The 15,347-nt window shown below is 33.9% G+C and carries 16 protein-coding genes; 12 read left to right on the forward strand and 4 right to left on the reverse strand.

Annotation, left to right across the window (positions count from 1 at the left end):
* The first annotated feature begins 6 nt into the window (after positions 1–6).
* From SB689_RS15125 to proC, 4 genes are read left to right on the forward strand one after another with little or no spacing between them, the layout of a single operon-like run.
* Positions 7–1,233, forward strand: a complete 1,227-nt coding sequence (locus SB689_RS15125; RefSeq protein WP_410692930.1) for a DUF4876 domain-containing protein — start codon at positions 7–9, stop codon at positions 1,231–1,233.
* Positions 1,234–1,264: 31 nt separating this feature from the next.
* A complete protein-coding gene (locus SB689_RS15130) occupies positions 1,265–2,791 on the forward strand; it encodes a DUF6850 family outer membrane beta-barrel protein (protein WP_410692931.1) in 1,527 nt (508 codons plus the stop codon).
* Positions 2,792–2,794: 3 nt separating this feature from the next.
* Complete coding sequence (locus tag SB689_RS15135) at positions 2,795–3,943, forward strand: cytochrome-c peroxidase (protein WP_410692932.1); 1,149 nt, start codon at positions 2,795–2,797, stop codon at positions 3,941–3,943.
* A 45-nt stretch (positions 3,944–3,988) separates the two neighbouring features.
* Positions 3,989–4,792 carry a pyrroline-5-carboxylate reductase gene (proC, locus tag SB689_RS15140; RefSeq protein ID WP_410692933.1) on the forward strand — a complete coding sequence of 268 codons (804 nt, stop codon included), beginning with the start codon at positions 3,989–3,991 and terminating at the stop codon, positions 4,790–4,792.
* Positions 4,793–4,917: 125 nt separating this feature from the next.
* Here the strand turns inward: proC and SB689_RS15145 are convergent, their stop codons facing one another.
* Both SB689_RS15145 and SB689_RS15150 read right to left on the reverse strand, forming a co-directional pair.
* Positions 4,918–5,499: a hypothetical protein gene (locus SB689_RS15145; RefSeq protein WP_410692934.1), complete on the reverse strand. Its 582-nt coding sequence runs from the start codon at positions 5,497–5,499 to the stop codon at positions 4,918–4,920.
* A gap of 42 nt (positions 5,500–5,541) precedes the next feature.
* Positions 5,542–5,961 (reverse strand): VanZ family protein, encoded by a 420-nt coding sequence (locus SB689_RS15150; protein ID WP_410692935.1) that lies wholly within the window; start codon positions 5,959–5,961, stop codon positions 5,542–5,544.
* Positions 5,962–6,016: 55 nt separating this feature from the next.
* On the opposite strand from SB689_RS15150, the gene lnt reads away from it, so the two are divergent.
* Positions 6,017–7,657 carry an apolipoprotein N-acyltransferase gene (gene lnt / locus SB689_RS15155; protein ID WP_410692936.1) on the forward strand — a complete coding sequence of 547 codons (1,641 nt, stop codon included), beginning with the start codon at positions 6,017–6,019 and terminating at the stop codon, positions 7,655–7,657.
* Positions 7,658–7,967: 310 nt separating this feature from the next.
* Here the strand turns inward: lnt and SB689_RS15160 are convergent, their stop codons facing one another.
* On the reverse strand, positions 7,968–9,680 hold the full coding sequence (locus SB689_RS15160; RefSeq protein ID WP_410692937.1) for an FG-GAP-like repeat-containing protein: 1,713 nt from the start codon (positions 9,678–9,680) through the stop codon (positions 7,968–7,970).
* 240 nt (positions 9,681–9,920) lie between these two features.
* Here SB689_RS15160 and rpmB point away from each other — a divergent pair, with 240 nt between their 5' ends.
* From rpmB to SB689_RS15185, 5 genes are all read left to right on the forward strand, one after another.
* Positions 9,921–10,163 carry a 50S ribosomal protein L28 gene (rpmB, locus tag SB689_RS15165; protein WP_054511814.1) on the forward strand — a complete coding sequence of 81 codons (243 nt, stop codon included), beginning with the start codon at positions 9,921–9,923 and terminating at the stop codon, positions 10,161–10,163.
* A gap of 3 nt (positions 10,164–10,166) precedes the next feature.
* Positions 10,167–10,349 (forward strand): 50S ribosomal protein L33, encoded by a 183-nt coding sequence (gene rpmG, locus SB689_RS15170; protein WP_027373683.1) that lies wholly within the window; start codon positions 10,167–10,169, stop codon positions 10,347–10,349.
* 19 nt (positions 10,350–10,368) lie between these two features.
* On the forward strand, positions 10,369–10,521 hold the full coding sequence (locus SB689_RS15175; RefSeq protein WP_066755245.1) for a DUF4295 family protein: 153 nt from the start codon (positions 10,369–10,371) through the stop codon (positions 10,519–10,521).
* A 113-nt stretch (positions 10,522–10,634) separates the two neighbouring features.
* The gene (ftsY, locus tag SB689_RS15180; RefSeq protein ID WP_410692938.1) at positions 10,635–11,588 is read left to right on the forward strand and encodes a signal recognition particle-docking protein FtsY; all 954 of its coding nucleotides are present in this window, start codon (positions 10,635–10,637) and stop codon (positions 11,586–11,588) included.
* Positions 11,589–11,654: 66 nt separating this feature from the next.
* Positions 11,655–11,915 carry a GlsB/YeaQ/YmgE family stress response membrane protein gene (locus SB689_RS15185; protein ID WP_410692939.1) on the forward strand — a complete coding sequence of 87 codons (261 nt, stop codon included), beginning with the start codon at positions 11,655–11,657 and terminating at the stop codon, positions 11,913–11,915.
* A 76-nt stretch (positions 11,916–11,991) separates the two neighbouring features.
* Here the strand turns inward: SB689_RS15185 and sppA are convergent, their stop codons facing one another.
* Positions 11,992–13,749 (reverse strand): signal peptide peptidase SppA, encoded by a 1,758-nt coding sequence (gene sppA, locus SB689_RS15190; protein WP_410692940.1) that lies wholly within the window; start codon positions 13,747–13,749, stop codon positions 11,992–11,994.
* 19 nt (positions 13,750–13,768) lie between these two features.
* On the opposite strand from sppA, the gene folK reads away from it, so the two are divergent.
* Together folK and SB689_RS15200 are read left to right on the forward strand one after the other, a co-directional pair.
* Entirely contained in the window at positions 13,769–14,185 is a 417-nt protein-coding gene (gene folK, locus SB689_RS15195) for a 2-amino-4-hydroxy-6-hydroxymethyldihydropteridine diphosphokinase (protein WP_410692941.1), read from the forward strand.
* 21 nt (positions 14,186–14,206) lie between these two features.
* Positions 14,207–15,316 carry an OmpA family protein gene (locus tag SB689_RS15200; RefSeq protein ID WP_410692942.1) on the forward strand — a complete coding sequence of 370 codons (1,110 nt, stop codon included), beginning with the start codon at positions 14,207–14,209 and terminating at the stop codon, positions 15,314–15,316.
* Positions 15,317–15,347: the final 31 nt, after the last annotated feature.

Below are 15,347 nucleotides of genomic sequence, written 5' to 3' on the forward strand. Positions count from 1 at the left end.
AATAACATGAAAAAAAGAGTTTTACTATTAAGTATGGTAGCAATGATGGCGACGACGTTTACAATGACATCATGTTCCAACGATGATTTCGGAATACAGACTGCTCAAAACGGAGTATTAACGTTGTCTTTTTCCGGAGAAAACATTGCTTCTTATCAATCTTTAAATATTGAAATTAAAGAAATCAATACAGGAGCTATCATCACAAAGTCTATTCAGAATACAAGTTCTCTATCTATAGAAGTTCCTTACGGTTCTTATAAAATTGCAGTGAACGGACAAGTTGTTACGACTCTACAGGAACCAACTGCTGCCGGAGGTAATGCTTCCGCAGATATTACCACATTGGTAACAAACGTAAATGTTCCTTTATATTTTAAAACTTTCAAGGAAGATTTTATCATTGAAGAAGTATTTTTCACAGGAGTAAAAACTTCGGATAATAAAAACTATAATTCAGGACGTTATTTTAAGCTTACCAACAATACAGATAAGGTATTGTATGCTGATAAATTAATTCTTGCTCAATCAGAATTCCTTACAACGGATGACAAAAACCCTACTCCATATGACGTTAACCAATCATTTCCAGTAAAAGGAGTGATGGTATTGCCTGGAGATGGAACTCAATATCCTGTTCAGCCAGGTGATTTCATTGTAATTGCTGATAATGCGATCAATCATAAAGCAAATACAAGTACTGCATATGACTTGCATAATGCAGATTTTGAATTCCCTTCTACCAATCCGACTTTGGGTCAGGTTGACAACCCAGCCGTTCCCAATGTTAAAGTGATTTATACTCAAATGGCTTATAACATGTTCTTCTTACACAACAGAGGATTCGAAAGTTATGTAATTGCCCGTTTCCCTGCCGGAGAAAATGAAACGACGTTCTTAACAAGTCATAAATATAATTACACTTACCAAAACAGTGCGGGAGGTATCACTTCAAAAAGTACATATTCTATTCCAAATACTTGGATCGTAGACGGTGTTAACAATAGTATTCCAACAAAATTCATTCATACATTAACTTCTCCAAGTATTGACGGAGGATGGACTTCTGCAGGAACGATAGATAATGATGCTACCCGTTACGGAAAATCTGTAAGACGTAAAATAATCGGAAAAACAGCCAACAACAAAAATGCTTATTCTGATACCAACAACTCTTCAACTGATTTTGTAAAAGATTCTCAGCCAAGTTTAAAAGATGGTATTTCACACTAAAATACAGTTGGATCTTCATTAAAATAAATTTATGCTTACTATAAAAAAATCTTTTTATCTGCTATTGATCATTCTAGGCTCACTTTCAGTGAAAGCTCAAGACAGTCTTAGCTTGTTTAAAACGATTAACAATCAATATAATGTAGAAAGAAATTTTAAAACTCAATTTTACTATAATCCGGCATCCATGTCGGATTATAGTTCTACTTCTTTCTCAGAATTCAATGTTGGACTTCATAATAAAGATGACAAAGCGTATCGTCAACAATTAGGAAGTGGAGAAAAAGGTTTAACAGTTGAGGCAAAATCTTTTCAAAAATTAAAACCGAACCGTTATGTTTGGGGAAATGCAGGATATCAGAATGTAAAAATAGACAACATCAAGTGGAATGAAACATTAGATTATGATCGTGTTGCTCCCTATATCACTTCAGACTCTGTTGGAGGAAAACTGAATCTTGAGCGTTATCAGTTTGCCGGAGGTTATTTACAAAAAACAAATCGTTGGACGTTTGCGGGGCAAGTAAGTTATTTGGCACAGTTGGGATATCGCGCCAGAGATCCCAGAGTAAGAAGTACAACTTCTGATTTGAGAATAAATGCAGGCGTAAATTACAAAGTTTTCAGAGAATATGAAGTTGGAATTTTTGGCGAATTCAACAAATACACACAAAACACTTCTTTAACTTTTCAGAGTTCATTAGGGAGACCTTATGTTTATCAGATGGTAGGATTGGGACATTCTAATAATTTGTTTAACGGAGGTACACAGCCAGCTTCAACATTCGAAGAATTCGGAGTAAAAGGAGGTTTGCAAATTTTCAATAAAGAAGGCAAGGATTTCTATCTTCAGGCAAGTATTGGAAGAGCAAATAATGTAAAAAGTTACAACGATGCAGGAAATACGTTTTATGATATCTCTGATTTAGTCGATGAAAATTATCAGGTTGAAGGTGCTAAGTTTTTTGATTTAAATCAAAAACATAGAATCGGACTTTTAGCAAATTTCACCTCTTCCGTAAAAACAGGCTCCGAGTATGGTTATTCATTGAATACCGTAAGCATGACTCAAATATTTAAAAGACAGGCTTACCGCAGAGAAAACTATGTATCAACAATAAAAGGTTTCTATCAATATAATAAGGATAGATTTTCAATCACTGCGACTCCATTTTATGGTTATGAAGATATTAAAGAACGAAGATTATATCCAAATGCAGGACAAAAATTTGAATATTCTTATTTCGGGATTAATGCAGATTACAAACAGCAGATCAAAGAAAATCAGGTATTGAGTTTCCAGCCTTATTTTTCAAAAAGAGTTGTCAATAAATCAATTAACGCTTTATCAACTACAGGAAATGCAGCTGTTGATGGATGGGCTCTTCAGGATTATCAGTTCCAAGCAAGTGATATTACCATTATTGGAGCATCATTAAGATATGATTTAAAACTTGAAAAACTACCTGCATTCTTCGTAAGTGCAGAATATCAATCACAAAAAATTCAGAAAAAAAACAATAATTTTGTAGGCGCAAGCATTGGAATAACATTTTAGGGAATGAAAAGAGGTATATATTGGGTTTTAGGATTGGTTTTATTGTTATTGTGGAGTTTTACGCCAAAGGTTAATCAGGATTTGTCAAACATTCAGGATCCGAGTATTGAAGATATTGTAAAAAGCTATAAAAAAGCAATCACCGACTGGCCAAAACCAAATATTGATTACGGAGTAAAATGGAATGAATTTGCGCCCATTAAAAACGATTCTACTTTCTTTATCGACCAAGATAAACCTAATGTTATATTAGGAAAAATGCTGTTTTTCGATCCTAAATTATCAAAATCAAGCCAGGTTTCATGCAGTTCTTGTCACGACCCTGAAATGGGATGGTCAGACCGCAGACGTGTTGCGCTGGGAAATGATCATTTACAGGGCAACAGAAATACCATTTCATTATACAATATTGCACAACGCCAATCTTTTTTCTGGGACGGAAGAGCAAAAACCTTAGAAGAACAGGCAGCTGGTCCGTTGAGTGCCCATCATGAAATGGCTATGGATGTAAAGACCTTACCCGCAAAAATACAGGCTGTAAAGGGTTATAAAGAACTCTTCAAAAAAGCGTATGGAACCGATAAAGTAACATATGAAAAAATTGTAAAAGCCATCGCAGATTTCCAAAAAACAATTAAAAGTCAGCCAAGTCGTTTCGATAAATTTTTAGAAGGAAAATATAATGCAATGTCTGATGAAGAAATCTACGGCATGCATATTTTCCGTACAAAAGCCCGTTGCATGAATTGCCATAACGGACAATATCTTACCGACGAATCTTTCCACAATATCGGATTGACATATTACAAGAAAAAATATCAGGATCTTGGTTTATATGAAATTACTAAAAAACCAGAAGATGCAGGTAAATTCAGAACACCTCAATTAAGAGATCTGATGCTTACTCAACCCTGGATGCACAACGGATTATTCGATGATCTGGAAGGTGTTGTAAATGTTTACAACAGCGGAATGCACCAAATCGATCCAAGTCCGGAGAAAAAACAGCTCGATCCGTTATATCCAATGACAGATCCATTATTAAAGCCTTTACATTTAACCAAAGAAGAAACCAAAGCTTTAGTTTCTTTCCTTCAAAGCCTTTCCGGAACAAGATATAAGATGAGAAGACCGGAATTCCCTGTGGAATAAAAAATATTTTAGTTATTTTAGCTAAAAATTCGATAAAAAACACACATGAAAATAGCGATTCTCGGAGCCGGAAATATGGGCTTATCATTTTCAAAGTCTTTCTTGAAATATGAATTAATCAAACCTGAAAGTTTACATTTAATTACAAGAAACCAATCTAAATTATCAAAAATATCAGAAGAATTTCCACGTTCTAAAATCTCTATTTTTGATGACGTAAATGAATTGGATGCAGATTTAATCATCATTGCCGTAAAACCTCAGGACTTTCAAAATGTTGCTGAAAATTTCAGATTTAAACTAAAAGAAAATCAGATGGTCTTATCGATCATGGCAGGAATTAAGATCGAAAAAATTCAGAAATTATTAAATCATCCACTTGTTGTAAGAGCAATGCCGAACTCTCCTACTCTGTTGGGAATGGGGATTACAGGCTATACTTCTGCGGAAGGAATTTCTTTCAGTCAGTTAATTAATATTGAAAGATTATTGAACTCCACAGGAAGATCGGTTTATTTGGAAAACGAAGATCTTTTGGATGGTGTAACTGCACTTTCAGGAAGCGGGCCAGCCTATTTCTACTACATTGTAGACGCCATGATAAAAGCCGGAATGGAAATGGGAATTGACGAAAACCTATCAAAACTCTTCGTTAAGCAAACCATGTTGGGAGCTTATCATTTAATTAATAATTCTGATAAAAATTTGGAAGAATTAATAAAAGACGTTGCTTCCAAAGGCGGAACAACAGAAGCCGCATTAAAAACGTTTGAAGAAAACAATTTCAAAGAAATTCTGAAAAACGGGATTTTAAATGCTGAAAAACGGGCAAAGGAATTGAATGGATAGAATTTAAACCATTAAGTTTTATTAAGAAGTTAAGATTTTTTAAGACGATACCTAAAAATAGCTTTAAGAATCAAAAGCTTAATGTTCCTTAACTTCTTAATAAAACTTAATGGTTCAAAAAAATATTATTTCCTAACCATCGGAATCTGCAAATTCGTCGGGCGGTTTTCTTCGGTATCAAAACCTCTTCCGTCAACATTTCTTGCGCCCCAAAACATCATATCTTTATAAAGGTAAATGAGATCGTATTCTTTGAAAATATCTCCTTCATTCAATCCAAAAGGAATAAATTTTTTCTTGAAAATATTTTGAGATTTCCCAACTTCCCATTGATCAAAACCATCTTTTGCCAAATTATTCAGAACATCGGCAAAATTTTGGATCAAAGGTGTAACTTCATAACTTTCGTTGGCTGTAAAATCTACTTTTTGTCCACCTTCTACAACGGGATGGTCGCCCTGCCACCCCACTTCTCCTTTAATTAACATTTTAACCAAAGGAATTTTCCCGAAAGCATCAGCATAATTGATGATTTCCAATTGAAATTTATCTTCCGGTAAATAACTGAATTCTCTAGTTAAATAAAACGGTTTTAAACTTCCGTCTTCATTTTTAAACGAACTTGGACGAACTTCAACCGCGATGCTTTTCCAATCGCCAAGTACTTCTTTTTTGATTTCTTCTACGAAAAATCCTCTCTTATCCATCTTAAATTGTTTTTAACAAATGTAACGAATACTAAAAAAGAATTATACGAAACGACTGAATTTATTTTCTAAAAACATACACATCAGAAAGCCCAAATAAACCCCGAAAGTATTAAGAATAATATCATCTATTTCACAAATTCCCATTCTTGTAAAATACTGAAGCGCTTCTACAATCACGATTGCTGAAATAAAGGAAAAAAGAAGACTTTTCAGCTCTTTAAGTTTAGGAAAGATCCAGCCCAGAAAACCAAACGGAATAAACATTACAACATTTCCTAAGACAATTCTGATAATATCTTCCCACCGAATCGTTCCTTCAATAAACTCTATCGTTGATAAAATAGGTTTTATTCTCACAATATTCTCATCATACTGAAATCTGCCCATTCCTAAAAACATGAGATACAGCAGAAACAAGGTGTACGGAACAATAATAAATTTGTAAATTTTCTTTAACATCAATTGCAAATTTATTCATTTCAAAAACATTAAATTTGTATGTTAAATAAAATTAATGAAATACGTTCTACTTACGCTCATTTCGGCGATGCTGTTGTCTATATCCTGGCCAACTTACGGAATTCCGTTCTTTATATTTTTTGCTCTTGTTCCGCTTTTGATGATGGAACACGGCGTTTCAAAATTTTCCAAATTCAATAGAAAAAGTTGGGTGGTTTTCGGACTTTCCTATCTGTGTTTTATTATCTGGAATATCGTAACCACAGGCTGGTTATATGGCGCCAAAAACCCTGACGGAAGCCATTCTATGATGGCCGTTGTGTTTCCTGTGTTGGTTAATTCACTTTTATATTCTTTAGTTTTTCAATGTTATCATTGGTATAAAAATGCTCAGGGAACCTATTGGGGATTAGCTTTTTTCGTAGCAATCTGGATGAGTTTTGAAAAGTTTCATCTGAACTGGGAACTCACTTGGCCTTGGCTAAATCTTGGAAATGTATTTTCAGATTATCCAAAATTTGTTCAATGGTATGATACCTTGGGAGCAACCGGCGGAAGTTTCTGGATCTTGGTGATTAATGTTCTCATTTTTTATACCATAAGAATTTGGGAGGCAGGAAGAAAAAAGAAAAGTTTAATTATTAATACATCCATTGTAGCTATTTTAATTGTTGTTCCGATGATTATTTCTTTTGCGAAATACAATAATTTTAATGAAAAACCCATCGGACAGGTAAATGTTTTAATGCTTCAACCTGATCTTGATCCTTACGGAGAAAAATATTCAACTGACAGTTTGACGATAGAAAATGACCTTTTAAGTCTTGCCGAAAGAAATTCAAAAGGAAAAATTGATTATTATATCGCTCCGGAAACGGCACTTCCCGGAAGAGGTTCTATTTCTGAGACTGCTTTTGAAAAGAGTTTACTTTTAAATAATGTTAAAGATTTCCTTGTAAAACATCCGGGTTCTGTTTTCTCAACAGGAATTTCTTCGCATCGTTTTTATACAAAAAAAGATAATTTACCAATAGAAGCCTATCAGCTTAATCCTTCACTTTGGGTTGAAAGTTATAATTCTGCAGTTCAAATCGTTCCGAATCAAAAAGTGGTCGTTTATCACAAAGGAAAATTGGTTCCCGGTGTTGAAATATTCCCTTATATGAATGTTTTAAAACCACTTTTAGGCGATGCAATGCTTAATTTGGGTGGAACTGTTGCTTCGTTAGGAATGGATAAAGAGAGAGTTGCGTTTTCAAATCCATTCAACAAAGGAAAAATTGCTCCAATTATCTGTTATGAAAGCATTTATGGTGAATTTGTAACCAAATATGTGAAAAAAGGAGCCAATTTCTTCGCGATCATGACCAATGATTCTTGGTGGGGTGTTTCGGAAGGTCACAAACAACTTTTATCGTATGCAAAATTAAGAGCAATCGAAACCAGAAGAGAAATTGCCCGTGCTGCAAACAGTGGAATTTCGGCTCATATAAATGCAAAAGGAGAAATTGTAGAAGATACTTTTTACGGAGATAAAACAACTTTATTTGCTAAAATTAATTTGTATGATACACAGACTTTTTACACAAGAAGCGGTGATTTACTGACAAGATTTTCATTTTTCGCGTTGGGATTCTTGTTGTTTTATTTCTTGATTAAAAGAGTTCAGAATAAAATTCAGAGTAAAAAAGCTTAGTTTTTTTGCCCACGGATTTCACAGATTTGCACAGATGTTTGTGAATAATTTATTCTAAGTTTTGGCTAAAGCCAATTGATTGATTTTTTTTGTTAAACGGGCTAAAGCCCATTTCTATTGATATAAATGTTATAAAAATTTGTGTTATTCGTGGAAAAAATTTGTGAAAATTTGCGTTTAAAATAATTCATATTTAATTAAAAAATAAAATGGCGATTCAGAAAAATCTGAGTCGCCATTTAAAATAAAAGTAGAGAAATAAAAGCCAGCTGGACGTCTGGCTTTTCGCATTGATTAAGGAAAATTTCAATTATTTAATAATGAGTTTTTTGGTGATTTCTTGTTGTTTTATTTTTAATTTAATAATATAAACTCCTTTTGGAAGATGAGAAACATTGATAGATTGATCACTACTCAACGTGACATTCAGTTTTCTACCATCTATTGAATACATTTCAACATCTGAAACTTTTTCTCCTTTGATGAATACCCTTTCTGTCGCAGGATTTGGATAAATAGAGAATTGATTTTCTAAGCTTATATTTTGAGTTCCTAATGTGTTTTCAGTGGCCGGATCAGAATACACTTTTGAAGCATCAATGGATCTTACAGTCCAATACACATTCTGAATTGCAGGATCAAGATCTAAGAACCAAGAAGGTGTTGTTACAATATATTTGGCAAGATTCTGAGCTCCGGCAGTTGTTCCTACTTTGATTTCATAACGCAATGCATTTACTGGCGTTTTGTCATCAGAAGCGCCGTTCCAAGAGAAATTAAATCTGTTTCCTATTTTTGAAACATTCAGGTTTGTAGGAGGCGCAGGTTTCAAATTGGTTTCAGATGAAACATTTTTGAAGATTTTAGTTAATGAAGGCATTGCCGGATCTGCCCAATCAAATCCGGACAATAGAACATCGAGGTGATGATCATTATTATAGTCAAGTAGATGCACAAAACCCGGACCTCCTAAGTTGTATAAACCTGTAGTTGTATTTTCTGTAAAATTTTGATTGATTGAATTGTAAGTGAAAACTTTTACCACAGCATCATTATTTTCGTCATTTCCTGATACAATGAAATCGTAGTATCCATCATTATTTAAATCACCAACACTTAACGATGAATCTGAAATTTCCGGAGTATTTATTTGTTGAATATTTAAATGTCCCGCTCCATCATTCATTAAAACAGCGAGAGATCCTTTATATTCTTCATCTTGCGCAGAAACCACAATATCCTGAAAACCATCTGCATTGAAATCAGCAAATTCCAATTTCCCGCTTGCTAAAGGAGGTAGCGTTTGAGTAAGGGTCAACGTTCCTGCAATATTTAAATATACCTTAAACATAGCGTCACTGTTCGCATCGTAACCTAATATTACTAGATCTAAGAGGTTGTCATTATTCAGATCAACCATTTTAAAACTGCTGTTTTGAGTACCTTCCATCCAACCGGGAAATACCTGAAAACTACTTCCTGTATTTTGATAATAATCTAATTTATTGACAAATCCGAGGCCATCGATATACTGAGTTCCATTCAATGCATAATCCTGCAAACCATCATGATTAAAATCAAAAACTTCCATTGAACCATAGATTTTACCCGACAGATCAGCTTCTTTCACAAAACCTGAACCTGTATTTCTGAATCTGTAATGCTTATAATTCACAATATCCATATAACTCAACCCTGTAGAAATAATATCTGCCAGACCATCATTATTATAATCAATGAATTTTATATCTCCCAAATGCGTTGCATCTGCTCCCAAATCGGCATAAGGAATGAATGTTGTTCCGTTGTTTTTATATATTCCATTATAAGTGGTATCTACATTTCCGTCTCCATCAGAATCTATTGCTCCGTTTACAACAATATCTTGTAATCCATCATTATCAATATCTCCTATATCGCTTGCCGGATAGTAGAAATTATTCATACTTGTCTGAACCTCAGTGAAATTTTGCGCTGCCATACTTAACGGAAGCAGAGATAATAGAATAGAAATCCTCTTCATATTATTTTTATTTAGATTAATTAAAAACAAAGATATAGGATTAATTTATCGATCTTTAATAAAGTTGATATGAATTTTATCAGGCTCAATGCCCATGGTATCTGAAGTTTATTCTTACGTGTAAAATCAATATTATAAATCAACCAGTTATTTGTAAATATTTTATAAAACATTTGCCTATCTAAAAAATTCTTCGTTATTTTGCAACCTCAAATATTATACAAATAAGAACATCGAGATATGTCAAGAATTTGCCAAATAACAGGAAAGCGTGCAATGGTTGGTAACAACGTTTCTCACGCTAATAACAAAACGAAGCGTCGTTTTGAAATTAACTTATTAGAGAAGAAATTTTACCTTCCAGAGCAAGATAAGCACGTAACACTGAAAGTATCAGCTCATGGATTGAGAGTGATTAACAAGATTGGAATCGAAGAGGCTATCGAAAGAGGCACTAGAAACGGATTGATTAAAAAGAACTAAATCATGGCAAAAAAAGGAAACAGAGTTCAAGTAATTCTTGAATGTACAGAGCACAAAGAAAGTGGTATGCCAGGAATGTCTAGATACATTTCTACAAAAAATAAAAAGAACACTACAGAGAGATTGGAATTGAAAAAATACAATCCTGTTCTTAAGAGATCTACCCTTCACAAAGAAATCAAGTAATTTATAAATATAATTTACCATGGCAAAGAAAGTAGTAGCAACCCTACAAAGCGGACAGTCTAAGAAAATGACTAAAGTTGTGAAAATGGTGAAGTCATCTAAATCAGATGCTTACGTTTTCGAAGAAAAAGTAATGAATGCAGACGAAGTGGATGCTTATTTGAAAAAATAAGCCTAGCTTTATTTACAATATAAAAAAACTACTCATTTTTTGGGTAGTTTTTTTGTTATCTTTGTAATAAAGAGAGATAATACAACATCTTATTATACAATCAAAATTCTAATATGAGTTGGTTTAAAAATATTTTCAAAAAAGAAGAAAAGGAAACTTTAGATAAAGGATTGGAAAAATCCAGTCAGGGGTTTTTCGAAAAAATAACAAAAGCCGTAGTCGGTAAAAGCACAGTAGATGATGAAGTTCTGGATAACCTGGAAGAAATACTTATTGCATCAGACGTTGGCGCATCCACTACCATCAAGATTATAGAAAGAATTGAAGAGCGTGTAGCCAGAGATAAATATGTAAATGTAAGCGAGCTAGATAATATTCTTCGTGAAGAAATTTCAGGATTATTGCTTGAAAATCCTCACGCAGGAACAGGAAACATTGATGCTTCAAAAAAACCTTATGTAATAATGGTTGTCGGCGTAAACGGTGTAGGAAAAACAACTACGATCGGAAAACTGGCGCATCAATTTAAATCAGAAGGTAAAAAAGTAGTTTTAGGAGCTGCAGACACATTTAGAGCTGCTGCTGTTGATCAGTTAACGATTTGGAGTGAAAGAGTTGGTGTTCCAATTGTGAAGCAGGAAATGGGTTCCGATCCGGCCTCTGTAGCCTTTGATACAGTACAAAGTGCCCAAGCTCAGGGAGCAGATGTTGTTATCATCGATACAGCGGGAAGGCTTCATAATAAAATCAACTTAATGAACGAGCTTTCAAAGATCAAAAGAGTAATGCAGAAGGTTATTCCTGATGCTCCTCATGAAATCTTGTTGGTTCTTGATGGTTCTACCGGACAAAACGCATTCGAACAGGCTAAGCAGTTTACAGCAGCGACTGAAGTTAATGCTTTGGCAGTTACAAAACTAGACGGCACAGCGAAAGGAGGTGTTGTGATTGGGATTTCCGATCAGTTTCAGATTCCGGTAAAATATATTGGCGTTGGAGAGAAGATGCAAGATTTGCAATTGTTTAATGGTACAGAATTTGTAGATTCTTTTTTCAAGAAGAGATGATTTTTATCATATATTTCTTTAATTAGTAAAACACATTCATATTAACAATTAAAAAAAATTAAAACTATGGGATTTATAACTTGGATCTTATTCGGTCTTATTGCGGGTGCAATCGCAAAACTAATTATGCCGGGAACTCAAGGAGGTGGCTGGCTAATCACGATCATCTTAGGAATTGTAGGAGCCTTTATAGGTGGAGCAATCGGAGTTTACCTTCTTCATTGGGGTGATGTAACATCTTTTTGGAATCCTAGAAGTTGGATTCTAGCTATTGGTGGAGCTTTAATCGTTCTCTGGCTTTACGGAATGGCCACAAGGAAAAGTTAATTATTTAAATAAAATATAAAACAAAGAAGCCGGATTTGAAATTTCAAATCCGGCTTCTTTTATGAAACAATATAATTTAGTCTATTTTAATCTGATAAGGCATTTCCATTTTCACCTCAGACTGTAACTTTTCGTTCGTAATCTGATTCAAAATTTCATAGTTTGCTTTACCAATTTTACTTTTAATAATCCTCGCAGAGATTTCTTCTTCATTAAGATCATTAAAGATTTGCTCGAATGGAGTCATCTTTTTAGGGAAAGATGCAACATTGTAAGATGACTTCAAACCTGCCTTCTGTGCAGCAAATTTAATCGCATCGTTTAAAGTTCCCAATTCATCCACCAAACCAATTTGTTTAGCTCTGGTTCCGCTCCATACTCTACCTCCACCGATCGAATCGATCTGCTCGAAAGTCTGTTTTCTGTTTTGCGTTACAAAATGTACAAATCTTTTATAAGTACCTTCAACACTTCTTGTAATCATACTTACTCCATAAGGACTCACTCCATTTAAAGAAGAGTAATACATAGAATTTGCATTGGTAGCAACAATATCAGAACGTACTCCATTTTTATTGGCAAGATCTTTAAAATAAGGTATTACACCGAAAACTCCGATCGATCCAGTTAATGTATTAGGCTCAGAATAAATTTTATCAGCTGCCATCGCGATATAATAACCTCCGGATGCTGCGTAATCACCAAAAGAAACAACAAGTGGTTTTTTCTTTTTTAATTGTTGAAGTTCAAATAAAATCTCATCAGACGCATTTGCACTTCCTCCAGGAGAATTAATTCTTAAAACAACAGCTTTTACTTTATCGTTTTCCTGTAGTTCTTTGATGTACTTCACATATTTATCAGAATAAATATCGTTGTATTCATCGCCATTATTAATTGATCCTGATGCATACAAAACAGCAACTTTATCACCAGATTTATCATCTTCAGAATACGAAGCAATATATTTACCTAAAGAGATCTTATTTAATTTATCTTTCTCTTTTAAGCTTAATTTTGATTTAATTAATTCATCATATTCTGTTTTTTGAATTAATTTATCTGCAAGTTTATGTTTCAATCCCAATTCAGGAATCATACCATATAAACTGTCAACAACTGTTCTGAATTGTGCAGTATCAATCTTTCTTGAAGCTGCAATTCTTGTCGAAGTATTTTTCCAGATATCATTTAAAAGAGTTCCTAATTGTTCCTTATTTTCAGGAGAAATATCATTTCTTAAAAACGGTTCAACAGCAGATTTAAATTTCCCGTGACGAATAACTTCGATTCCAATTCCATATTTATCCGCAAAATCTTTGAAAAAAGTAACTTCCGTCGCAAGACCTTTAAGTTCGATCATCCCTGATGGATTAAGATAATACTGATCTGCAACAGATCCTAAATAATAAGAAGCCTGAGAAACTGCATTACCATAAGCATACACAAATTTCCCGCTCTTTTTAAAATCCTGAATCGCATTTCTCAGATCATCTATCTGGGTAATTCCTGCATGAAGATCATCAGCTTCAATACTTATACCTTTAATATTATCGTCAGTTTTTGCTTTGTTTATGGCTTCGATAGCATCATAAATCAAAACGCTTTTGTTTTGATTATTAATATTAAATATTCCGGTTTGTTCTTCCGTAGGGCTATCTATTATATGTGTTTTTAAATTAATAGTTAAGACCGAGTTCTTCTTCACCTCTACAGATTTGTCACTTCCCATTGCGCTAAACACGAGCATTATAATGAAAAAGAAGAAAAATACGACACATAGTATCACAATTGCCACTATATTTGCCAGTACATTTTTAAAAAAACTTTTCATAAATCAATCATTTTCCAATATGTCGCAGCATAAGGTAGTTTTGTTACTGGGAAGTAACATTGGAGACAAAAAAAAAAATTTACACGAAGCCCTCGAACACATTAAAAAAGGAGGTAACGATATATTAAAAATTAGTGAATTTTTAACATCTGAGCCTGTAGAATTTGTTAGTTCCAATATTTTTTGTAATATTGCATCAATTATATTCACACATCTTTCACCAATTCAACTACTTGATTTTATTAAAAGTATTGAAGTTGAGATGGGAAGAATTAACGACTCGAAGGTATCAGGAGGCTATGCCGACAGAATAATAGATATCGACATCGTTAAATATGATGAATTGAAGTTCACATCAGAAAGGTTAGAAGTCCCTCATCAGAAACATCTTTTTGAACGGGAATTCTCTAGAATATTATTAAAAGATTTTTTTTAAATAAAACATAAAACATATTGTATGAAATTAGGTTTATTATTATTGGCCGCTTTGCCTATTGCTACTTATGCTCAGGACAGTATCGCCGTTAGTTCCTCTAGCGAATACCCGAATACTTTTTCCTCAGGTTCTGCCAATGTCCAAACTTTCGACAACAAGGCTAGAAGATTTAACGACTGGAGTATTTCAGTTGGTGGAGGTGCAGCATTTATGACTCAATCAGATCTTACGTCATTCTATGACAAAAAGGTTAACTGGGGTTATAACAGTTACGTAAGTATAGACAAGCAGATCTCGCACACTTTCGGTTTAAGCATTATTTACCAAAGAGGTGAAACAAATCAAAAAGGCATGTTGGAAGGTGTATCCGGACAATTAGCTGGTGTAGGAGTTGCAAAAACCAAGTATAACCAAATTGCTTTATTAGGAGACGTTAACTTTTCAAACATTTTAAGAAGAGTTGATAATCATTCTCCTTACAGATGGGCACTACATGGTTATGGAGGTATTGGACTCATGAACTATAACACATCTCTACACGACAACAACGAGTACAGATGGAGCACAACTCCCGCAAGAATTCCTTTGTTTATTGATCAGAAACTTGACATTAACTCAATTTACTATCAGTTCGGTATTGGTTTGAAATATAATGTTTCAAAACTTATTGACATTGAAGCTAGAACAATGTACATCATCAGTGGTGATGACGAGTTCGACGGTGGTGGATGGGCTAGTCCAAACGACTACAATCCTAACTCTACAGTTTCGAGATACAACATGATCAATGATAGAAGATCTGATAATATGTGGACCGTGAATTTAGGTTTATCATTTAAATTAGGTAAACATATGTCTCACTTAGCTTGGCATGATCCTTTACAGGAAGCTTACTACAGAACAAATGTTCTTGAAAATGCATCAACAGATTTTGTTGTTTGTGAAAAAGGTGATAATGACAATGATGGTGTTTGCGATGACTGGGATAGAGAACTTAATACTCCTGCTGGTGCAAGAGTTGATGGTGCCGGTGTTGCTTTAGACATGGATCTTGATGGTGTTATTGACTTATACGATAAGTGTGTAACAGTACCTGGACCTGCAGAAAACAACGGTTGTCCTACTAAATAAACAATCACTTTTAAACAACTAAAAAAATTAA

Origin of the sequence: Chryseobacterium sp. SIMBA_038, assembly GCF_046535115.1 — a bacterium.
In the GTDB taxonomy this organism is placed as follows: Bacteria; Bacteroidota; Bacteroidia; order Flavobacteriales; family Weeksellaceae; genus Chryseobacterium.